General features: G+C 64.4%; 13 protein-coding genes and 1 pseudogene. 8 read left to right on the top strand and 6 right to left on the bottom strand.

Features of this window, described 5'->3' with window-relative positions; genetic code table 11:
* Window positions 1-178: 178 nt before the first annotated feature.
* Window positions 179-6,370, top strand: a complete 6,192-nt coding sequence (locus CDV46_RS27560; RefSeq protein ID WP_140413312.1) for an autotransporter outer membrane beta-barrel domain-containing protein — start codon at window positions 179-181, stop codon at window positions 6,368-6,370.
* 95 nt (window positions 6,371-6,465) lie between these two features.
* Here CDV46_RS27560 and CDV46_RS07000 read toward each other — a convergent pair whose 3' ends face one another.
* Window positions 6,466-7,476, bottom strand: coding sequence for a serine hydrolase (locus CDV46_RS07000; RefSeq protein WP_176399030.1), 1,011 nt, complete (start codon window positions 7,474-7,476; stop codon window positions 6,466-6,468).
* Window positions 7,477-7,767: 291 nt separating this feature from the next.
* Between CDV46_RS07000 and CDV46_RS06995 the strand changes: the two genes are divergently transcribed.
* From CDV46_RS06995 to groL, 3 genes and pseudogenes are all read left to right on the top strand, one after another.
* Window positions 7,768-9,177, top strand: a complete 1,410-nt coding sequence (locus CDV46_RS06995) for an isoprenylcysteine carboxylmethyltransferase family protein (RefSeq protein ID WP_087722177.1) — start codon at window positions 7,768-7,770, stop codon at window positions 9,175-9,177.
* Between the two features lie 257 nt (window positions 9,178-9,434).
* Window positions 9,435-9,725, top strand: a complete 291-nt coding sequence (locus tag CDV46_RS06990; RefSeq protein WP_058377623.1) for a co-chaperone GroES — start codon at window positions 9,435-9,437, stop codon at window positions 9,723-9,725.
* Window positions 9,726-9,772: 47 nt separating this feature from the next.
* Window positions 9,773-11,418: pseudogene (gene groL, locus CDV46_RS06985) on the top strand (chaperonin GroEL).
* A gap of 153 nt (window positions 11,419-11,571) precedes the next feature.
* Here groL and CDV46_RS06980 read toward each other — a convergent pair.
* Window positions 11,572-12,519, bottom strand: coding sequence for a LysR substrate-binding domain-containing protein (locus CDV46_RS06980; RefSeq protein WP_058377625.1), 948 nt, complete (start codon window positions 12,517-12,519; stop codon window positions 11,572-11,574).
* 103 nt (window positions 12,520-12,622) lie between these two features.
* Between CDV46_RS06980 and CDV46_RS06975 the strand changes: the two genes are divergently transcribed.
* A complete protein-coding gene (locus tag CDV46_RS06975; RefSeq protein ID WP_087722176.1) occupies window positions 12,623-13,834 on the top strand; it encodes an MFS transporter in 1,212 nt (403 codons plus the stop codon).
* Between the two features lie 18 nt (window positions 13,835-13,852).
* Here CDV46_RS06975 and CDV46_RS06970 read toward each other — a convergent pair whose 3' ends face one another.
* Window positions 13,853-14,383 (bottom strand): MarR family winged helix-turn-helix transcriptional regulator, encoded by a 531-nt coding sequence (locus CDV46_RS06970; RefSeq protein WP_087722175.1) that lies wholly within the window; start codon window positions 14,381-14,383, stop codon window positions 13,853-13,855.
* A gap of 77 nt (window positions 14,384-14,460) precedes the next feature.
* On the opposite strand from CDV46_RS06970, the gene CDV46_RS06965 reads away from it, so the two are divergent.
* Entirely contained in the window at window positions 14,461-15,345 is an 885-nt protein-coding gene (locus tag CDV46_RS06965; protein WP_176399029.1) for an EamA family transporter, read from the top strand.
* A 31-nt stretch (window positions 15,346-15,376) separates the two neighbouring features.
* On the opposite strand, the gene moaC is transcribed toward CDV46_RS06965, so the two are convergent.
* Complete coding sequence (moaC, locus tag CDV46_RS06960) at window positions 15,377-15,853, bottom strand: cyclic pyranopterin monophosphate synthase MoaC (protein WP_058377629.1); 477 nt, start codon at window positions 15,851-15,853, stop codon at window positions 15,377-15,379.
* 201 nt (window positions 15,854-16,054) lie between these two features.
* Here moaC and CDV46_RS06955 point away from each other — a divergent pair, with 201 nt between their 5' ends.
* Window positions 16,055-17,539: a M48 family metalloprotease gene (locus tag CDV46_RS06955; protein ID WP_441339314.1), complete on the top strand. Its 1,485-nt coding sequence runs from the start codon at window positions 16,055-16,057 to the stop codon at window positions 17,537-17,539.
* A 145-nt stretch (window positions 17,540-17,684) separates the two neighbouring features.
* Window positions 17,685-18,986, top strand: a complete 1,302-nt coding sequence (locus CDV46_RS06950; RefSeq protein WP_140413311.1) for an MFS transporter — start codon at window positions 17,685-17,687, stop codon at window positions 18,984-18,986.
* A 3-nt stretch (window positions 18,987-18,989) separates the two neighbouring features.
* On the opposite strand, the gene CDV46_RS06945 is transcribed toward CDV46_RS06950, so the two are convergent.
* Together CDV46_RS06945 and CDV46_RS06940 are read right to left on the bottom strand one after the other, a co-directional pair.
* Window positions 18,990-19,700: a DUF2946 family protein gene (locus tag CDV46_RS06945; protein WP_087722172.1), complete on the bottom strand. Its 711-nt coding sequence runs from the start codon at window positions 19,698-19,700 to the stop codon at window positions 18,990-18,992.
* Entirely contained in the window at window positions 19,693-20,730 is a 1,038-nt protein-coding gene (locus tag CDV46_RS06940; RefSeq protein ID WP_087722171.1) for a YheT family hydrolase, read from the bottom strand. The genes CDV46_RS06945 and CDV46_RS06940 overlap by 8 nt, the downstream gene beginning before the upstream one ends.
* Window positions 20,731-20,737 lie beyond the last annotated feature (7 nt).

The raw sequence follows: 20,737 nt of genomic DNA, 5'->3' as shown, positions 1-20,737 counted from the left end.
TTACTCAATTCGGGGGATAGTGCACAAGGGCTGCGCAGTGCTAAGTTTCTCCGGAAATTACCGCGCCTTTCCAACCGCACCAAAAACGATCAAAAGCGATCAGCAGAGCGGCGCGCATCCTGTCAGTCGGCACATGATTCGGAGTACGGGGGCAAGCGTGCGAGGCAAATCATCTCAGGTGGCGGTACCGCTTCGTTTGAAGGCGCTTTGCAGCGTCGCAGGCGTCATGCTCGCCGGTCCGGCGTTCTCTCAAACCTCCGGGCCATTGTTTCTCGACTATCGCGGTGCCGCGGGCGGGTGCTGCCATAACCACAACGGCTATGACGGTGCGCCCGGACAAATCGACGTCGAGCGCACGATCACCGGCCTGAACATTCGTTCGACCAACGGCGCCACCGGGGTGGCCGTCGATGTGAGCGGCGGCAACGGCGGCAACGGCGACACCAACGACGACGACAACGGTCGCGATCACTGGGGGGGCAACGGCGGCTTCGGCCGTATCGTCGACTTTGGGCTGGTCAACAGCACGGTCATCAGCAACGGCGCCGGCGTGTCGGTGCTCTCGAAGGGCGGCGATGGCGGCCTTTGGGGCAACCGCGGGAACGGCAATGGCAACGGCAACAACGGCAATTTCGCACGGCTGACGATCGACGGCGGCGCGGTGACAGCCATGGGATACGGCCTGTCGGCGCAGGCGATTGGCGGCAATGGTCAGGCGAGCGCGATTCCGTCGTTTGGCGGGGCGGCGGCCGGCTTGAATGCCGGGGTGGGCGGCAACGCCGGAGACGCCAGCGTGGTGGTGCGCGGCGGGGCCAGCATCACGGCGACGGGCGTTGGCAACAACGGCGGTGCGGCGATTCGCGCTGAGTCGCTGGGCGGACAAGGCGGCCTTGGCGTGGACGATTCGGAGAGCGGTTACGTGCTCTCCGGATGGGGCGGCAACGCGGGCAACGTCACGGTCTCGATCGCAGACGGCACGGTCGCCGCCCACGGCGATGGCGTAGTGGGCGTGCTGGCGCGCTCGATCGGCGGCAGCGGCCCGGCGGGCGTGAGCACAGACGTGAAGGGCTCGAATGGCGGCAACTCGGGGCAGGTGACGGTGACCAATGGCGCCGCCATCACGACCGACGGTGCCAACGCGCCGGGCATTGCCGTGTACAGCTTTGGGGGGCGTGGCGGCGATGGCGGGGGCGGTGTGACGGGCAGCGGCTTCACCGGCGGCGATGGCGGCACGCCGGGCGGGGCCTCGGTGACCAACACCGGCAGCATTACCACGCTGGGCCTGGGCTCGATGGGCATTCGCGTATCCGTGGTTGGCGGCGCGGGCGGCAACGGTGGGGCGGCGGGCCCGTGGTCGGGCCACGGCGGCAACGGCGGCGGGGGCGGCAACACCGGACAATTGGCCGTCACGATCCATAACGACGGCAACATTTCGACCGCAGGCAAAGACGCGCTCGGCATTCTCGCGCACGCCGTGGGCGGCGGCGCAGGCTCGGCCGACGTGAGTCAGGGCCTGATGAATATCGGCGGTGGCGCGGGCGGCAACGGCGGGCTGGGCGGCAATATTCAGGCCGACAGCAATGGCATGATCTTCACCACCGGCGATCAGAGTGCCGGAGCCCTGATTCAGAGCATTGGCGGTGGGGGCGGACACGGTGGCGACGCCGATACGACCGGCATCATCGTGGGCATCGCCACTGGCGGACACGGTGGCGCCGGCGGCGCGGGGGGCACGGCCACGATGGATCTGGGCGGCGCGATCTCGACAGCGGGCGCCGGTTCTGCGGGCCTCATTCTGCAAAGCATCGGCGGCGGCGGCGGCGCTGGCGGGTCTGCCAGCGCCATCACCGTGGGTGTCGGGCTCGGCGTGGCGGTCAGCCATGGCGGCAGCGCCGGTGGCGGTGGCCAAGGGGGTACGTCCCGCCTGACGCTGGAGAACGGCAGCAGCATTACCACGCAAGGCGCGGCCAGCGATGGTGCGGTGGTGCAGAGCATCGGCGGTGGCGGTGGCTACGGCGGTCTGGCCAGCTCGGCGGCCATTACCATCGCACCCGATCTCGGGCCGGAAATCCCGACGGGCACGTTAAGCCCGCACTACACCGCAGGCGGGAGTGGCGGCGACGGCGGCAACGGCGGTTTCGCCCAAGTCGACAACGCGGGCGGCGTCTGGACGCAAGGCGACAAGAGCATCGGCATTCTGGCGCAGAGCATCGGCGGTGGCGGCGGGGGCGGCGGCAGTGCGGCGGCGGCGTTGCGCACGTCGACGATCGCGGCGGCGGGCAGCCGGCTCAACATCAGCGTGGGCGCGACCATCGGCGGATCGGGTGGGCAAGGCGGTTTCGGTGGCGTGGCAACGGTGACCAACGAGGTCTCCGGCAGCGTCGCCACCGCAGGCGATCACGCGCCGGGCATCGTTGCGCAGAGTGTCGGTGGCGGTGGCGGCAGCGGCGGTATCGTCCAGCAGGAGACTGCGCAGTCGTTCTCGGCAACGCTTGGCGGACCCAGCGCGGCGCTCGGGAGTCTGAAGTCGCTGGTCAAATGGCTGGAGAACGGCAGCCAGCCGCCCTCGATCTCGTTCGGATCGCTGACGGCGGGCGTGGATGTTCGCGTAGGCGGCACCGGGGGGAGCGGTGGCGACGGCGTGGGTGCCAGCGTATTCAACAAGGGGCGGGTGACAACGGCCGGCGACGGCGCGGCGGCCATCGTCGCGCAAAGTATCGGCGGCGGGGGCGGTCAGGGCGGGACGGCGGCCTCGACGAGTGTATCGAGCCTGATGTCCAGCATCGACAATCTGCTTGGCGTGGTCGCGGGCAAAGCCAGCGCGTACTTCGATGTCTCGCCGAATGTCGGTACGAACGTCGCGGTCGGCGGTTCCGGCGGCAGCGGCGGCAATGGCGGTCCGGTGAGTATCGCCAACAGTGGCCTGCTCGCGACGAAAGGCTTTTCGTCGCCAGCGATCGTGGCGCAAAGCGTCGGCGGCGGTGGCGGCGCAGGCGTGGCCACCGCGCAGAATCTCGAAGCGTTCGTCGCGAACTGGGCACCCGGCAGCGCGCCGGAAATCATCGGCGAAGTGACGCGCATCATCGATCTGCTCGGCTCCAATCTCGCGAGCGCACAGCACAACGTCAACGTCAGTGTCGGCTCGCAAGGCGGCAGTGCGGGCGTGGCCGGACAGGTGAACGTGGATGCCAGCGACCCCGCCAGCAATATTCAGACAAGCGGCGACAGCTCGCCGGGCATTCTCGCGCAAGGCGTTTCGGGCGGTGGCGGGATGGCGGGCGCCACCAGCTATACGTTCGGGGCGAGCAGCTTCGGCACCGCCGCCGGCGCATCGACACCGGCGCTGTCGCTCTCGCTCGGCGCGGCTTACGCGGGCAATCTGGGCAGCGTCAATACCGCCCCGTATCCCGTGGTGGTCAAGAGTGGCGGCGTGATTGCCACGCAAGGGGCCGATGCAAGCGGCATCGTTGCGCAGAGCATCATGGGCGGTGGCGGGGCGGCATCGGTTGGCCTCGCGGGTAACGCGAGTACGCATCTGGCCGATGGTCAGCAGGCCAGTGCGCCGACCATCACGCTGGGCAGCACGTTGAGCGGTTCGATGTCGCCTGCGTTGATGACCGGCAGCAGCGTCAACGTGCTCAGCGCTGGCAGCATCTACACCAGCGGCACGCTCTCGCACGGTATTCTCGCGCAGTCGGTCTCGGGCGGTGGCGGGGTTGCCGGGCTGACGTCGGGTGCGTCAATGTACGCGTTGCTCGCGGGGTCTGTCATCGCGCTGGGTGCATCGGAATCCGGCGGCAACAGCCTGCTTGCCAATGCCGGGAGCGTGCTTGTCGATCTGTCGAGCGCCACCGGGAGTGCGAATTCGCCCTCGGTGATTGCAACGCAGGGCGCGCTCTCGTTCGGCGTGCTCGCACAAAGCATTGGCGGTGGCGGCGGCTATGCGGCACTGACGAGCGGTGGCGCACCGTCGACGCTGCCCGTCACGAGTCTGGCGCTCGGCGCGAAGGACCACACCGGGGGTGCCGGGTCGGATGTTGCCGTCACGGTGGGCAATAACGTCGTGGTGCAAACACAGGGACAGAACGCGCATGGCGTCGTCGCACAGAGCGTGGGCGGTGGCGGCGGTCTCGCCGGTCTGACGACGGCGCCGGGGCTTGTCACGCTGGCGTCGGTGAACAACACGTTCAGCAACGCGGGGATCAATGACGGCGGCACGGTCGAAGTGACAGTCGCCGGTGGCATCCGCACGCAGGGCGATGGCGCGGCTGGCGTGCTTGCGCAAAGCGTTGGCGGCGGGGGCGGTATCGCGGGCGATGCGGCTGCCGTGACTTATGGTCTGGACATGGTCCGATTGGCAAACGTGTCCGGTGCTGTGGGCGCGGGCAACACGGTGCGAGTGAGCGCGTCGGGCAGCATCGTGACGTACGGCGTGAACGCCCCCGCCATTCTTGCGATGAGTCTGGGCGGTGGCGCGGTGTTCACCGAGGGTGGTGTGCTGCTGAAGAACCCGCCGAACTGGAGCGGCAATGCCGGTGGCGAGATCGATGTGAGCGTGCAACCCGGCGCGACAGTGGCGGCCATGGGCGCCGGCTCACCCGCCATTGCCGCGATCAGCATGGGCAACGCGGGCGCGACCGGCAACAACGTCATCGAGGGCAAGCCGATCAGCGTGACGGTGGGCAAGGGCGCGACGGTCATGGCAAATGCGACCTCGGGTATCGGCATTCTGGCGATCAACACCGATGGCGTGACCATCGACAATGCGGGCACCGTCTCGGCGGCCACGGCCATCGAGTCGTTGGGCAAGGCGAGCGTCAACAACAGCGGCATCGTGCAGGGCAACGTGCAACTCACGACCGACAGCACGTTCGTGAATCAGGCCGGTGGCGAATTGCGAGCGGGCCAAAGCGTGACGGTGGGACAACTTCAGAATTTCGGCACGTTCAGCCCCGGCGGTCCGGGCGTCTTTCAGGTGTCGCACGTGTACGGTGCGTTTTCGCAGACAGGCACCGGCGTGTATGCGCCCGATCTCGATTTCACGCATCACAACAGCGACTTTCTGGTGGTGTCCGGCGCGCTGACGTTCGGCGGCAGCGTGGTGCCGGTGCTTCACAACCCGGTGAAGAACATCTGGCTCGGGATCGGCCACTTCGATCAGGCGCCGACAGGCGAGACGGCTGTCGCGAAGAGCACGGCCATCGTGTTCAACTACCAGATGAAAAACAATGGCGGCGGCTCGCAAGATCCGCTGATCTCCGTCGACGCCAATTTCCGGCCGCCGGGTGTCGCCCTGAACGCCAACCAGACGTCGTTCGCCAACTTTCTGCAAACGCATTGGGACATGGGTGTCGTGGATACCGGGCCGCTGTTCCAGCCGTTTGCGAATGTGGGCGACGCCGCGTCGTACCGCAAGGCGCTGGATGTGCTCTCGGGCGCGGCAACGCTCATGCGCGCCGGTTCGCGCGGACACGAAAATTACGACTTCCTGAATCGGCTGATGAGTTGTCCGCAGTTCGACGGCGTGGGCACGCGGCTGTCCGAGGGCAGTTGTGTGTGGGGGCGCGTGATCGGCACGCGCGCCGATCGTTTCGATACGGCGGATGACGTCGGTTTCCGCAGCCAGCAGGTGACGTATCAGTTCGGTGCGCAAAAGGAGATTGCGCCGGATTGGTTCTTCGGCGGCTCGGCGAGTTATGTGGTGACGCATGCGCGCTCGTCGGATCGCTCGCTCGATGTGTCGAGCGACGGGTTCCGTGGCGGCGTGACGTTGAAGCGGCAGATGGGGCCGTGGCAAATTGCGCTGGCGGTGCTGGGCGGTTACGAGAGCGGTACGCAGAACCGGACGATCGACTATCCGGAGGCTGTCGCGCGGGCGACGAGCAAGCCCGATGCGTTCTTCGTCGGGGCACGGTCGCGACTGTCGTATCAGGTGAATTTCGCCGACTGGTATGTGAAGCCGTATGCGGATCTCGACGTCGTGTACGACCGCAGTGGTGCGTACAGCGAAAGCGGTGCGGGGGTGCTCGATCTTGCGGTGCAAAGTCAGGGGCGCACGACGGCCGTGTTGAGTCCCACGGTCGAGGTGGGTGGCCGATTCGACTATCGCGGGGTGACGCTGCGTCCTTACCTGTCGCTCGGGATGAGCTTTGCGTCGAAAGGCGATGTGAGTACCGAAGTGTCGCTGGTGCAGTTTCCGAGCGCGCCGTTCGTGATTTCGTCGTCGCAACCCCGCGCCTACGGCAACTTCGCCGTGGGGGTGGAGCTGCTCTCGGGCAAGGGGCTGGAAATGCGTGCCGAATATAGTTTGCGCACCGCGCCTTCGCAGACGGTACAGAGTGCGGCGTTACGGTTGGCCAAACACTTCTGACGCGTTGCTGATGTGACGTAATGACAAAGGCCTGCGCCGCAATCAACGCGGCGCAGGCCTTTGCGTGGTGCAAATTGCAGCGGTGGATCGGTAGGTCAGGCGGCGGCTTTGGCGGCCGCCTTGAGCACGTCGCTGGCGGCGGCGATGAACTCGCCGGTGCGCTCGACGCTCGTCTTGCCGTCGAGCCAGTTGGACGTGAAGCAGAACGTCACGGGCGTCTTGCCCACGAGCATCTCGCCCGCGAAGCACAGCGCGTGGAAGTTCTCCCAATCGAGACTGCCGCCCTTGCCATACGCGAGCAGCCCGTCGGGCACGGCCATCCACACGGCATCGGCCATGGCGGAAATACGCTTGAACTCGGTCAGCGAAGACGGCTTCGCGAACAGCTTCCCGCGCAGCACCTGCCGATACCACTTGACCAGATCGGCGGCGGAACTCGTCATCGTTTCGTGATCGTTGATGACGTCGGTGCGCGGCTTCAGTCCGAGGTCTTCGTTGCGTTCCATCTTCTGCATGCCGGCCCAGCCGAGATCGACGCCCGGTGCCGCGCCCGCGAGATAGGAGAACAGCTTGCGGGTGGAGTCCGGGATGCGTGCCGTAGGCAGGCCCACGCGCTTGAGCAGTTCGCGAACGCGGTCGGGGCCGACGGCGGCGAGCGAAATGTCGGTGCCCAAGTTGTCGCTATGCGAAATCATCGCTTCGAGGGCGGTGCGGTACTGGGTCTGTCCGGTGAGCCCGATCAGCACCGGGCTGCCCGGTGTGCGCACGGCGTCGTTGACGTCGCAGAGTTGTGTTTCCGAGCGCTGGTTGTAGCCGGTTTCCACGTCGAGCAGAAACTGCCCGAGGATGTACGTCTTGACCGCGCTGCCGACGAACAGCATCCGGTCCGGCGCGTAGGCCGATTGCCAGCCACCGGACGGAATGTCGGCGAGGACGAGGCAACCCGTCGTTTGTGGCGCGAGGGCGCCGAAGCGGCGCACGGCGGCGTCGAGATCTGCACGGCCCGCTGCGATGGCGCTGGCGGCTGGGGTGAGCAACGCCGGTGTGGCGAGTGAGGCGGCGGCAAATTGCAGGGCTTGCCGGCGGGTGGGACGAAAATCGGTCATCGCGAGAGGTCTCCGAAGCGTGAGCAGGGGGCGGAACATGAGGCTTGGATGCCGCAGGTTCTTGCCTGTGTTGCTTTGCGGCGAGGCCGGGGCTGACGTTAGCACGCAGTTTTTACGATGACGATCCCCTCTTTTGAGTAGTCGCCTATGCGCGGCCGGGCCAAGCTATGATGGCGACGTGCGCGGGCTGCCCGGGATGGTCAGGATCGTCGGAATCGTGGGGCAGCATCAGTCGTGAGCGCGGACGTGACGAGCAACATCGTATCCCCGTAGTGCCACCGATTGGACGACATGACGGAAGACATGACGAACGACATGACTGGTACCGTGACCGACACCGCACGCCATAACCCCGACAGCCCCGACAGCCCCGGCAACCGCGGCAACCGAGATATCCCCGGCAACCCCGGCGGCCCCGGCAATCCTGAGGGACCTGTCCCGGCGCGGCCCCGCTCGGCGACACACGGCGCGGTTGGCGCCGCCGGTTTCGTGGCCTTTCTCCTGTCGCTGATCCTGCTGCGCGCCTACCGCCCCTTCGGGGACGACATGGTGGCGAGTGCACTGTTCATGGTCGGCATGACCTCGGCGACGGTGCTGCTGGTGGACCTGTTGTGGCAGAAGACGTATCGGCGCGCGTCGACGGGATTGAGTTTCGAGCGCGACGATCCGTCGTGGTCTCGCACGCTCGTCAAGTTCACCGGACTGTTGGGCAGCTTAGGGTTCGTCGCGCTGTTGTACTGGCTGTTCCCGGAGTATCACGGCGACTTCTACGATCGCTACTACCGGATGCTGACGCTGATAATGCCGCCCTTGCTGGTGCTGGCGCTGCCGTATCTTTACTTCGTCGACCGCAGGATGCCGCAGCCGTTGGACGGCTATTGGCACGTTGGCCAGCTCGTGACGTTGCAGTGGGCCAACGTAGACCGCCGCATCGTCGGGCAGCATCTGCTTGGCTGGCTGGTGAAGGGGTTCTTTCTGCCGCTGATGTTCGGCTACCTGTGCAACGACCTCGCCCGATTTCTCAGCGCCGATGTCAGCCAGCTCTCAGGCTTCAAGCCTTGGTTCGATCTGTTGTACGGCCTGTGCTATTTCGTCGACGTGGGCCTGACGGTGATGGGCTACCTGCTGACGTTGCGGCTTGCCGATACGCATCTGCGCTCGGCCGAGCCGACCATGCTGGGCTGGGCGGTGGCGCTGGCGTGCTACGAGCCGTTCTGGTCGTTGATCGGCCGCCAGTATCTGCACTACGACACCGGGTTCGCATGGGGCGAGTGGCTGTGGGGGGCTCCGCTGCTTTACGGCATCTGGGGCAGCGCGATCCTGCTGCTGACCATGATTTACGTCTGGGCCACCGTGAGCTTTGGCGGGCGCTTCTCCAACCTCACCCATCGCGGCATCATTACCAACGGCCCGTACCGCTGGACCAAGCATCCGGCGTATGTGGCCAAGAACCTGTCGTGGTGGCTGATCTTCATTCCGTTCGTGGCGCGCGGGCCAGTGGATGAGGCGCTGCGCCACTGCCTGCTGCTGCTCGGGGTCAACGGTCTCTACGCGATGCGGGCGTGGACCGAAGAGCGCCATCTGTCTCGCGATCCGGTCTATGTGGCCTACGCGCGCTGGATCGACGCGCATGGGCTGTTTCGGTTTCTGCCGAACTTGTCATGGTTCGGCGGGCGCTGGCGGACCGAACGCGCCAGCTAGGCGGGGGAACCCCGCCGGTCAGGCATCGTCAAAAACGGGACAATCGACCGCTGAAGTGGCGTCGATCCCGTCGACGCCGAGCCTTCGCATCCAAGAATATTCACCTCCGGGAAAACCCCGCGTCTTGAAATCGTAAAACCCCGTCCCTATAATTAGCACTCGTTGGTGTAGAGTGCTAACGTCATGAATTCATCTTATATGCAATATCTTGCATATATCGTTTTGACAATCTCACTGAGAGAAAAGAGGAGCTTGTAATGAACCTTCGTCCCTTGCATGACCGCGTTATTGTCAAGCGCCTGGACAACGAAACGAAGACCGCATCGGGCATCGTGATCCCTGAAGCCGCCGCTGAAAAGCCGGATCAGGGCGAGATCCTGGCGGTTGGCCCGGGCAAGAAAGACGATCAAGGCAAGTCGATCGTGCTCGACGTGAAGGTGGGCGACCGTGTCCTGTTCGGCAAGTACGCCGGCCAGACCGTGAAGGTCGATGGCCAGGAACTCCTGGTCATGCGCGAAGAAGACATCATGGCCGTTCTGGTCAAGTAAGACTGTCCCCCCAGACATCTACGTAAAGAATTCAAGGAGTTATTGCAATGGCAGCTAAAGAAGTCGTTTTCGGCGATTCCGCTCGTGCCAAGATGGTCGAGGGCGTCAACATCCTCGCCAATGCCGTCAAGGTGACCCTGGGCCCGAAGGGCCGTAACGTGGTGCTCGAGCGCAGCTTCGGCGGCCCGACGGTGACCAAGGACGGTGTGTCGGTCGCCAAGGAAATCGAACTGAAGGACAAGCTCCAGAACATGGGCGCGCAAATGGTCAAGGAAGTGGCTTCCAAGACCAGCGACAACGCCGGCGACGGTACCACCACCGCTACGGTGCTGGCTCAGTCGATCGTTCGCGAAGGCATGAAGTACGTTGCCTCGGGCATGAACCCGATGGATCTGAAGCGCGGTATCGACAAGGCTGTCGCCGCTGCGATCGAAGAACTGCGCAAGATCAGCAAGCCGTGCACGACCAACAAGGAAATCGCGCAAGTCGGCTCGATCTCGGCCAACAGCGATTCGTCGATCGGTGACCGTATCGCCGAAGCAATGGACAAGGTTGGCAAGGAAGGCGTGATCACCGTCGAAGACGGCAAGTCGCTGCAAGACGAGCTGGACGTTGTCGAAGGTATGCAATTCGACCGCGGCTACCTCTCGCCGTACTTCATCAACACCCCGGAAAAGCAAGTCGCCATCCTGGACAACCCGTTTGTCCTGCTGTTCGACAAGAAGGTCTCGAACATTCGTGACCTGCTGCCGGTGCTCGAGCAAGTCGCCAAGGCTGGCCGTCCGCTGCTGATCATCGCCGAAGACGTCGAAGGCGAAGCCCTCGCAACGCTGGTGGTCAACAACATCCGTGGCATCCTGAAGACCTGCGCCGTCAAGGCTCCGGGCTTCGGCGACCGCCGCAAGGCCATGCTCGAAGACATCGCCATCCTGACGGGCGGCCAAGTCATCGCTGAAGAAATCGGCCTGACGCTGGAAAAGGCAACGCTCAACGAACTGGGCCAAGCCAAGCGCATCGAAATCGGCAAGGAAACACCATCATCATCGATGGTGCTGGCGAAGCCGTGAACATCGAAGCACGCGTCAAGCAAATCCGCGCCCAGATCGAAGAAGCCACCAGCGACTACGATCGTGAAAAGCTGCAAGAGCGCGTGGCCAAGCTGGCCGGCGGTGTTGCCGTGATCAAGGTCGGTGCTGCGACCGAAGTCGAAATGAAGGAAAAGAAGGCACGCGTCGAAGATGCGCTGCACGCTACCCGCGCTGCCGTGGAAGAAGGCATCGTCCCGGGCGGCGGTGTTGCACTGCTGCGCGCTCGCGTGGCCGTTGCCGACATCAAGGGCGCCAACGCTGACCAAGACGCCGGTATCAAGATCGTGCTGCGCGCGATGGAAGAGCCGCTGCGTCAGATCGTCGCGAACGGTGGCGAAGAAGCCAGCGTCGTGGTGGCCAACGTGATTGCCGGCAAGGGCAACTACGGCTACAACGCCTCGACGGGTGAGTACGGCGACCTGGTGGAAATGGGCGTTGTCGATCCGACCAAGGTCACGCGCACCGCGCTGCAAAACGCCGCTTCGGTGTCGGGCCTGCTGCTGACGACCGACTGCGCTGTTGCCGAACTGCCGAAGGAAGATGCCCCGATGGGCGGCGGTATGGGCGACATGGGCGGTATGGGCGGCATGGGCATGGGCATGTAAGTCTCGCAAGAGACGGCATGTCCGGGGTGCCTCCATGGTTCGGGGTGCCCCGATTGCCCGGTCGTCGGACTTCAACGGTTGGCATTGATTTACCGTCGAAGTCCGCGCCAAAGAAAAGCGGCAACGAGTTCTCACGAATTCGTTGCCGTTTTTTTATGGGCGCGCGGTTTTGCCCCCGCGTGCGATGCCCTTGCCGAGTGGCACTGTCGCGGCAATCTCATCCTGCATCCACTGCCAGAACGCATGGATAGCGCGCTCGCGCGGATGATGCTCGCGCCAGCTCACGTAGTACTCAAGACTCGGTGGGATGCAGACGTCGCCCACTTGCACCAGTTCGCCCGCCGCAATGGCGTCGCGCACCAGCAGGCTGCGCGTGGTCGCTAGCCCTTGTCCGGCGACGGCGGCGCGTAGCAGCAATCCCGCATCGTCAAAAATTGGCCCGCGCGTGGGCTCGTGTGGCGGCAGACCCGCCGCGACCAGCCAGTCGCGCCAAGACCGGTGCGCGAAACGCAGCATCGGCAGCTTCGGCGTGTCGTCGATCGTGAAGTTCGGGAGCCGGTCGATCAACTCGGGGCGGCAAACGGCGATGACGTAGTCAGTCAATAGTTTGCGAGACACGAAGCCGGTTGCCTCCACGCGTTGATGCCAGATACCGACGTCGACCGAATACGGGTCGGGGGCGGCCACATCTGTGTGGAGCCGGATCATCAGATCGATGCCGGGATGTTGCGCGCTGAAGCGATCGAGCCGTGGGATCAGCCACTGGGCCGCCAAATCGGTCATCACGCTGACTTCCAGTCTTACCGTGGCGGGCGAAGCCCCCGCTGCCGTGCCCGCCCGGGCTTCGGTGAAGGCCTCGTCCAGCTCTGACATGCCGATGCGGATGCGCTCGGCCAGACGCGCCCCGACACTGGTCGGAATCATACGGGCACCGACCCGCCGGAAGAGGGGCGTGCCGAGTTGCTGCTCGAGCGAGCGCATGTGATGGCTGACAGCACTGTGCGTCAAATTCAATTCGTCGGCCGCCCGCGTAAAACTCCGGTGACGGGCGGCCGCTTCAAGTGCGCGCAGCGATTGGAGGGGAGGAAGGTGTCGAAACATGATGTCAAATTCTACTCACAATGCGCGCTCAAAGGTTTCGTTGGCTTGGGATCGACGTTCCTCGGACAATGGATACCCAAGTAAATTACTAAGGTATGGCTTCATGTCGAAAGCACTACGCATCTTTGTGCTGTTCGCCTGCGGGTACTTCGTTTCCTACGTGTACCGCGGTGTGAACATTGGGTTTGCGCCGTTCATGACGCGTGAACTCGGACTCTCCTCGGCCGATCTCGGCTTGCTTACGAGTCTCTACTTTCTGGGCTTCGCCGGTGCGCAGTTGCCGGCGGGTGTGCTGCTCGACAAGTTCGGTCCGCGCCGCGTGGCGTCGATCGTGTTGTTGCTGGCGGCGGCGGGTGCAGCGCTGTTCGGTCTCGCACAGGGACTGGGCGCGCTGATGGTCGGACGTCTGCTCATCGGTGTGGGCGTGTCGGTGTGTCTGGGCAGCGCGTTCAAGGCGCTGGCGCAGTGGTTTCCTGTTGCCCGTCTGCCATTGCTCAACGGGCTCGTGATGGCCGTTGGCGGCATGGGCGGCGTGGTGGTCGGCACGCCACTCAACTGGCTGCTCGGGATGACCGACTGGCGTGTGGTGTCGTTCGGGCTGGCCGGACTGACCGTATTCATGTCGGTGGCGTTGTGGTTTGGCGCACCGGAGAAGCAGGGGGCGCATGCGCAGGGTGGTTTGTCGGAGGCGCTGCAAGGCGTGCGCCAAGTGCTCGGCAGCGCCATGTTTTGGAAGGTGACGTCGCTCTCGGGGATCACGCAGGGCGTGTTCTATGCGATGCAGTCGCTGTGGATGGCGCCCTTCATGCGTGACTTCGAAGGCCTGTCGGCGGCAGAGGCGGCATCGCTCGTGTCGGTGGTCGGTCTTGCGATGATGGCCGGCAGTGTGGTGTTCGGTGCGGCGGCACGCTCGCTCGAGCGTCGCGGGGTGAGCGTGTTTGCGTTCTCCGGCGTCGGCATGGTGATCTTCGTCGCGGTGCAGTTGCTGCTGATGCTGGGCGCGCCGATTCCGCCGGTCTGGCTGTGGACGGCCTACGGCATCTTCGGCGGCACGGGCATTCTGTCGTACGCCGTGCTGGCCGAGTATTTCCACGGCACGCTGATCGGACGCGTGAACACGTCGCTCACGCTCGTCATCTTCGTGTTGATCTTCTTGTGTCAGGTGGGCATCGGGGCAGTGCTCGGCGCTTATCCGGCACATAGCCCGAATGCGCATTTCACCGCTTGGGCGGCGCTGATCGTGCTTCAGGTGCTGGGTGCCGTGTGGTACTTCTGGCCGCAGCGCCAGAGTGTGGGGAATGCTGCGGCGGCTTAACGAACGGACTAGCTCAGGCTAGCGCTCGCTTTCCAGCAGTTTGAGCCAGGCGATCAGCCCGGCGTCGATCTGGGCGAGCGCTGCCGCCGATAGGGGGGCGAGCATGCGATGCTCGTTCGCCACGTGCGCATCGACGGCGCGCTCGATCTGCGCGAAGCCGGTGTCGGTCAACTGGACGAGCGTGCTGCGCGCGTCCTCCGGGTTCGGCACCCGTGTGATCCAACCTCTCGTTTCCAGACGTTGCAGGCGATGCGTCATCGTGCCGGACGTCACCATCAACGTGGAAAACAACGCCGTCGGCGCCAGTCGATACGGCGCACCTGCGCGACGCAACGTCGCGAGCATGTCGAATTCCCAACCACTCATGTCGAACTCGGCGAACGTTGCGTCGAGTTGCTGCTGAACCAGCGCTGCACAGCGCTTCAACCGGCCGATGATCGCCATCGGCGCAACGTCGAGATCGGGGCGCTCGCGATTCCACTGCGCGAGGATCGCGTCGACTGCGTCGCCCGAATTACCCGCACCCTTGCTTGTTTGTCGGCTCACCATGCGTGACCTCACTTATCTTGACATCAAGACAAAATGATACCAAACTGCAATTTATCTTGAATTGAAGATAAATAATCATGACGACTTCGACGTTGGTTTCGCCCGCGCGATTGAACTGGATCGACGTGTTGCTGACGGCCTTGGCCCCGATGATCTGGGGATCGACCTACATCGTGACGACGCAGCTTTTGCCGCCGGACCGGCCGTTCACGGCGGCACTGATTCGTGTGTTGCCATCAGGGCTGCTGTTGCTGATCTACGCGCGCCGATGGCCGGTAACGCGTGATTGGGGGCGGTTGCTGGTGCTCTCGGCGTTGAACATCGGCGCGTTTCAGGCGTTGTTGTTCGTGGCGGCGTATCGGTTGCCGGGCGGTTTGGCTGCGGTGGTCGGTGCGATTCAGCCGTTGCTGGTGATGGGGCTGGCGTGGGGCGTGGAGCGTCATCGTCCGTTGGCTCCCACGGTGTGGGCGGCGGTGGCGGGTGTAGTCGGTATGGCGATTCTGCTGCTGTCGCCGACGACGGTATTCGAGCCGGTGGGGATTCTGGCGGCGCTTGCCGGGGCCGCGAGCATGGCGACGGGGACTTATCTCACGCGTCGCTGGCGCGTGGACATGCCGGTGCTTGCGCTGACGGGCTGGCAGTTGGTGCTGGGCGGGGTGATGCTGGCGCCGCTGGCGTTGTTCGTCGACGCGCCGCTGCCGTCGCTCACGACGTTACAGGCGGTGGGATATCTGTATTTGTCGGTGGCGGGGGCGTTGCTGGCTTACGCGTTGTGGTTTCGCGGGATTGCGCGTCTCGCGCCGGTCGCGGTGTCGTCGCTCGGGTTGTTGAGTCCGCTGACGGCTGTAGTGCTGGGATGGGTGTTGCTGGGGCAGGCGATTACGGGGTTGGCGTTCGTCGGGCTCGCGATGGTGTTCGCAAGCATTCTCGCCGTGCAGTGGACGGCGTCGCGGGGGAAGTGATGTCCCCCCGGACGCTCGCGAAAGTCGCTGGTTACGCCGCGACCCAGTCACCCGACTTGCCGCCGTGCTTCTCCAGCACGCGCACGTCGGTGATGGTCATGCCGCGATCGACCGCTTTGCACATGTCGTAGATCGTCAGCAGGCCGACTTGCACGGCCGTGAGGGCTTCCATTTCAACGCCCGTGCGGCCGATGGTTTCCACTTGCGTGCGGCAATGGACCGCATTCGCGCCGTCGTCGACGAGAAACTCGACCGTCACGCGCGTGAGCGCCAGCGGATGGCAAAGGGGAATCAGATCTGCTGTGCGCTTGGCGCCTTGAATGGCGGCAATGCGCGCAATGCCCAGCACGTCGCCTTTCTTCGCGGTGCCCGTGCGAATCAGGGCGAGCGTTTCGGGCTTCATCAGGATGGTGCCGCGTGCTACGGCGATGCGGTGCGTGCTGTCCTTACCGCCGACGTCGACCATATGGGCCTGACCAGCGGTGTCGAAATGGGTGAGTTCTGCCATGGATAGATGCCAAATGTGATGTGCGGAGCCCGTCGGGAAACACGCCGGGAACGTCCACACTTGGCTGCTATCATAGCAGCAGCCTCGAATGACCTGCGCCATGCCGCGCCCATTTCCATGACGCGTTCATCACATTCGTTCCGCGCTTTGTCACGCATTTCCCGCTGGCGGCGGGCCGTCGCCTGGGCGTTGCTGCCGGTGATGAGCGCGATGACGTTCGCGGCGGCCGTGGTGCCCACACAAGCGGCGGCGCAGTCGCTGCCGACCCTCGGACAAAGTTCGGCTTCCGATTTATCTCCCGCGATGGAACGCAAGCTCGGCGAGCGGGTGATGCGCGAGATTCGCGCCGACCCCGACTATCTCTCCGATCTGCTGCTCTCCGATTACATCAATACGCTTGGCGGCAAGCTGGTCGCGGCCACGCGCAAGGTGGGGCTCGATGCTAGCCAGAGCTTCGAGTTTTTCGTGGTGCGCGACGCCGCCATCAATGCGTTTTCGCTGCCCGGCGGGTTCATCGGCATCAATACCGGCCTGATCGTCACGACACGTACCGAATCGGAGCTCGCGTCGGTGGTCGGTCACGAGACGGGGCACGTCTTGCAGCACCACATCGCGCGAATGCTCGGACAGCAGGCGCAGAACTCGTGGATTGCGCTTGGCGGCATGCTGCTTGGCTTGCTCGCCGGGATTGGCGCGCGCAGCTCCGATCTGGGGATGGGCATCGCCATGGGCGGGCAGGGGTTGGCAGTGGATCGGCAACTGCGTTTCTCGCGCGACGCCGAACGTGAGGCGGATCGTGTCGGCTTTCAGTTGCTGCAAGCGGCGGGCTTCGATACGTATGCGATGCCGACGTTCTTCGAGCGCCTGCAACGTGCGGATGCGATCAACGAAGCGGGCGTGCCCGAGTATGTCCGCACTCACCCGCTGACGACCGAGCGCATTGCCGACATGCTCAACCGTTCGCGCAACGCCGGCTATCGTCAGCCGGAGCAGTCGCCGGAATATGCGTTTGCGCGGGCGCGCTCACTCGTGTTGCAGCAGAAGTCGGCGAGCGATTTCGCGACGATTGCCGAAGCGCAACGCACGGCGATTCGCTCGCAGACGGCACCGAGTGTCGCGGGGGCATGGTACGCAGTGGCGTTGGCGGAGTACAAACAGCATCGATGGGAACCGGCGCGCGAGGCGCTGGAGAAGTCCCGTGCGGCATTTGGCGGCTCGGGCGTGGGCACGCCGAGTCTGGCGGTGCTGGCGTCTGACATCGCGCGCATGCAGGGCAAACCGGCCGAGGCGTTGCGCATTGCTACGGATGCGCGTGCGGCGTTCCCGCTGTCACAGGCGTCCGACATGGCGTATGCGGATGCGCTGGTGGCCAGTCAACGAATTCCCGAAGCCACCAAATTTCTGAAGGATCAGGTCGAGCGCTATCGCAGTGAGCCGATCTGGTGGCGCGCATTGGCAGGCGCGTGGGCGGCGGGTGGCAAGCGTGCCAAGCAGCATGAAGCGCTGGCTGAGCAGTACGCGCTACAAGGCCAATGGATGGCCGCCGTCAGCCAGTTGAAACTCGCCCGCGACGCCGGCGACGCCGACTTCTACGAAATGTCGACCATCGACGCACGACTGCACGAATTCCAACGTCGCTATAAAGAAGACAAGGAAGACGAGAAGGACTTCAAGCAGTTCGGGTGAAGGGCGCGCATTGATTGACGGATGCGATTTCGAACAGCGACCCGCGTCTTCGGATATTCCCCATCGAGTAATCAGACAATCGCCATTGCGCGTCGCCGGACATGGGGCCAGCATGCATTGACCTTGTTTGCTGCGCGCCTCGTACGTGAAACCCTTCGTCGCCTACCTCACCCTCGACCTGCTGCTCGCGTGCTACCTCGGCATGTGGAATGCGACGGTACCCGTGCTGTTGCTCACACGCTTTGGCACCGCGAGCGTCGTCGCGTACGAGATCGCGCTGGCCGCGTGTGCGCTTGTTGCGCTGCCGGTGGCAGCGGCGTGGGCTGAGCGTCTGCCGCGTGGCCACGTGATGCGTCTGGCTTGCGTGATGATCGCGGTGTCGGGCATTTCACGGCTCGCCGTCATGAGCGTGACGAGTGGCGTCGTATTCTGGGTCGTCAACGATGCCGTCGCGGTGGTTGCTTTTGCGCTGGCACAACCGCTGCTGAGCGTTTATCCCGCCGAAACCGTTTCGCAAGCTCGCGTGATGGCCGCTTTTCGGCAGCGCCGTGTCGTGATCAGTCTCGGGCGCATCAGCGGCCCGATGCTCGTGGCCGCTGTATTGACGTTCTGGTCTCCGGCACATGCCCTTTGGGGGGTCGCGATTCTCGGTTGTGCGACACCGCTCCTTGTCACTCGGTTGCCGTTGTTGTCCATGCAAGATGACGTTGCACGGGAAACCGTCTCAGCGCACGCCCGATTGCGCAACGTATTCTCGGGTTTTGTTCTGAAAGTCCAACTACCCGCGGAGCGATTCTTCACGCTATGCGATACGTTGCTCGGTGTCGCAACGGCCAGCATCGTTCCGATGCTTATCCCTCAATTGACGCGATGGGCATCGCTTCCGGAATCACAAGTTGGCTGGTTGATTGCGGCCTTCGTCATCGGATCCATTGCGGGGGTGGCGATCCTTCACCCGCGCATATCGAGACTGTTGAACCATCGGTTCGGTTATGTCTTGACGTGGCTGGGGCTAGGCGTCTGCCTTGCGGTGACGTGCGCGGCGCGGAGTGCCATTGGACTTGCCGCCGGGTTGGCGCTTGCAGGAGCCGTGGGGGCGTGCCTTGCAATGACGGGTGTCGATCGACGCATGATTGCCATGCCACCGTCAGTGCGCATTCGTGTTGCCGGAGCAACCCTGCTCAGCGCGCAATTGGCCAGCATGTTGTCGTTCGCGCTCTATGGCGCCGCGTTCGCCGGCGATCAGGTGAGCGAGTCGCTCTCGTGGCTGTGGTGTTTGTATGCGAGCGTCGTCGCCATTGCGGCCATGGTGGCTTTCGTTATGCGCGAGCCGTGGGCGTTGCTCAAAGAAGAGACCGCAGAAGGCCGCGCGGCGCTGTTCTACACGGACAAATATCCCGAGGTGTTCGCCGAGGGGGCATCGGTATCGCGCGACGCTACCGGGTAACGTTCAGTTGCCTGCGCCGTCGGCCTGCGGATCTCGCTCGAAACCATACGTCTGCGGCAAAGTGCCCGCATGCACGGTGGTGAACGGTAACGATTCGCCGTTCTGCCAATGCAGTCGAACTGCCGCTTCGGCGTCTGCCGTGCCGTCAGCGGTTTGCGCGATTTCGGCGGCCTGCGCCAGATCGGAGACACGCGTCAGCAGATCGATGTCGTGATCATGCAGCAAGGCCAGCGGCGCAACAGGGTGAATGCGATCACCCGCGTCGTCATCGCCATTCCCACCATTCCCACCATTCCCACCATTCCCACGCGCAACCGGCGTTTCTCCAACAAACGCCACGTTGCCATCCTCATCCAGCAGACAAGCCTGCGGCACGAACGCATGCCCCAACTGATCCGTCAGCACCGGTGCACCGTTGCCCTCGTTCGCCGCCGCATCCCACGACAGGCGCACGACGAATGGTGCATACGCCAGCCCGACATACACGCGCTGCGGACCGTTCTGGAAATACCACCGTCCCGCCTCGTCGCTGTCGTAATTGCGAGCGATGAACGCCAGCAATGCCGTGTGGCGAATCGGATCGCCCGCTGTGCCCGCGGCCTGCGCAGCCTCGTCGCGCATGCGCCACTGCCCGCGTCGGTCGAGCGAGAGCCAGCCGTAGCAGTGCGGCACGTTGGGCCACTTGGCCATGGCCTGTCGAACGATCTCATCCATGGGGCGGTCGGGGAAGGAATTGGCGGAAATAATCGACGACGGTACGCGGCATCCACGTCATCCCGCCCGGAAACGGTCCGCTCATGAAGCCGACATGCCCGCCATTGGCCGGTTGCAGCAAATGCACGAAGCGCCCCACGTCGGCCTCGCCGGGCAACGCGCTGGCCGGCTGGAACGGATCGTTGCGTGCGTTGAGCACCAGTGTCGGCACTTCAATGGCCGGCAAGATCGGCTTGCTCGACGCCCGCGTGTAGTAATCAAACGCACTGTGATAACCATGCAACGGCGCGGTCACCACATGATCGAACTCGCCGAGATCGCGCGCCGACATCATCAGATCGCGGTCATACAGTCCCGGGTACTGCTCAAGCTTGGCCAGCGCCTTCTTCTTGAGCGTGCCCAGAAAGTTGCGTGTGTACACCATGTTGAAGCCGTGCGAGAGCGCCAGCCCACCCGCACGAAGATCGAGCGGTGCCGACACGGCACTCGCAGCGGTCACGATTTGTGCCGCGTCGCCTTCGCGCTCGCCGAGCCAGCGCAACAACACGTTGCCGCCCAGCGACACGCCTGCCGCAAACATCGGCCCCGACACATGCGTGCGCAAGCGCCGCAGTATCCAGTCGATCTCGGTACTGTCGCCGGAATGGTAAAAGCGCGGCGCACGGTTCATGCGGCCGCTGCAACTGCGAAAGTGGGGAATGACGCCACGCCAGCCGAGCGCTTCGACTTCACGCATCAGCGTGCGCGCGTAATGACTGTCGGAACTGCCTTCCAACCCGTGGAACAACACGACGAGCGGCGTTTCGACAAGCCCGGTCGGCGTGGGCGGTGCCTTGTCCGATGCCGGTGGGGCGACCAGCCAGTCGACGTCGACGAAATCGCCGTCGGGGGTATCCCACGTCTCGCGCCGGAATTCGACGGGCGGACGCCGGCCCAGCAGCGCCGGGTAAATCGTCTGGCTGTGCCCGTCGGGCAACCACCGGGGCGACCGGTAATCGGGCGGGAAGAATGTCGCTGGCCGGGCCGTCATGTTGACC

Origin of the sequence: Pandoraea sp. PE-S2T-3 (genome assembly GCF_002179965.1) — a bacterium.
Lineage (GTDB): Bacteria > Pseudomonadota > Gammaproteobacteria > Burkholderiales > Burkholderiaceae > Pandoraea.
The sequence above is the reverse complement of the archived record's forward strand: the minus strand, read 5'-3'. Positions and strand labels throughout refer to the sequence as shown.

What these genes read in the sequence shown, in the direction of transcription:
- CDV46_RS07000 (WP_176399030.1), bottom strand. Translation starts at nt 7,476, where the DNA reads ATGACCGATTTTCGTCCCACCCGCCGGCAAGCCCTGCAATTTGCCGCC.
- CDV46_RS06995 (WP_087722177.1), top strand. Translation starts at nt 7,768, where the DNA reads ATGACGGAAGACATGACGAACGACATGACTGGTACCGTGACCGACACC.
- CDV46_RS06990 (WP_058377623.1), top strand. Translation starts at nt 9,435, where the DNA reads ATGAACCTTCGTCCCTTGCATGACCGCGTTATTGTCAAGCGCCTGGAC.
- CDV46_RS06980 (WP_058377625.1), bottom strand. Translation starts at nt 12,519, where the DNA reads ATGTTTCGACACCTTCCTCCCCTCCAATCGCTGCGCGCACTTGAAGCG.
- CDV46_RS06975 (WP_087722176.1), top strand. Translation starts at nt 12,623, where the DNA reads ATGTCGAAAGCACTACGCATCTTTGTGCTGTTCGCCTGCGGGTACTTC.
- CDV46_RS06970 (WP_087722175.1), bottom strand. Translation starts at nt 14,383, where the DNA reads ATGGTGAGCCGACAAACAAGCAAGGGTGCGGGTAATTCGGGCGACGCA.
- CDV46_RS06965 (WP_176399029.1), top strand. Translation starts at nt 14,461, where the DNA reads ATGACGACTTCGACGTTGGTTTCGCCCGCGCGATTGAACTGGATCGAC.
- moaC (WP_058377629.1), bottom strand. Translation starts at nt 15,853, where the DNA reads ATGGCAGAACTCACCCATTTCGACACCGCTGGTCAGGCCCATATGGTC.
- CDV46_RS06955 (WP_441339314.1), top strand. Translation starts at nt 16,055, where the DNA reads ATGAGCGCGATGACGTTCGCGGCGGCCGTGGTGCCCACACAAGCGGCG.
- CDV46_RS06945 (WP_087722172.1), bottom strand. Translation starts at nt 19,700, where the DNA reads ATGGATGAGATCGTTCGACAGGCCATGGCCAAGTGGCCCAACGTGCCG.
- CDV46_RS06940 (WP_087722171.1), bottom strand. Translation starts at nt 20,730, where the DNA reads ATGACGGCCCGGCCAGCGACATTCTTCCCGCCCGATTACCGGTCGCCC.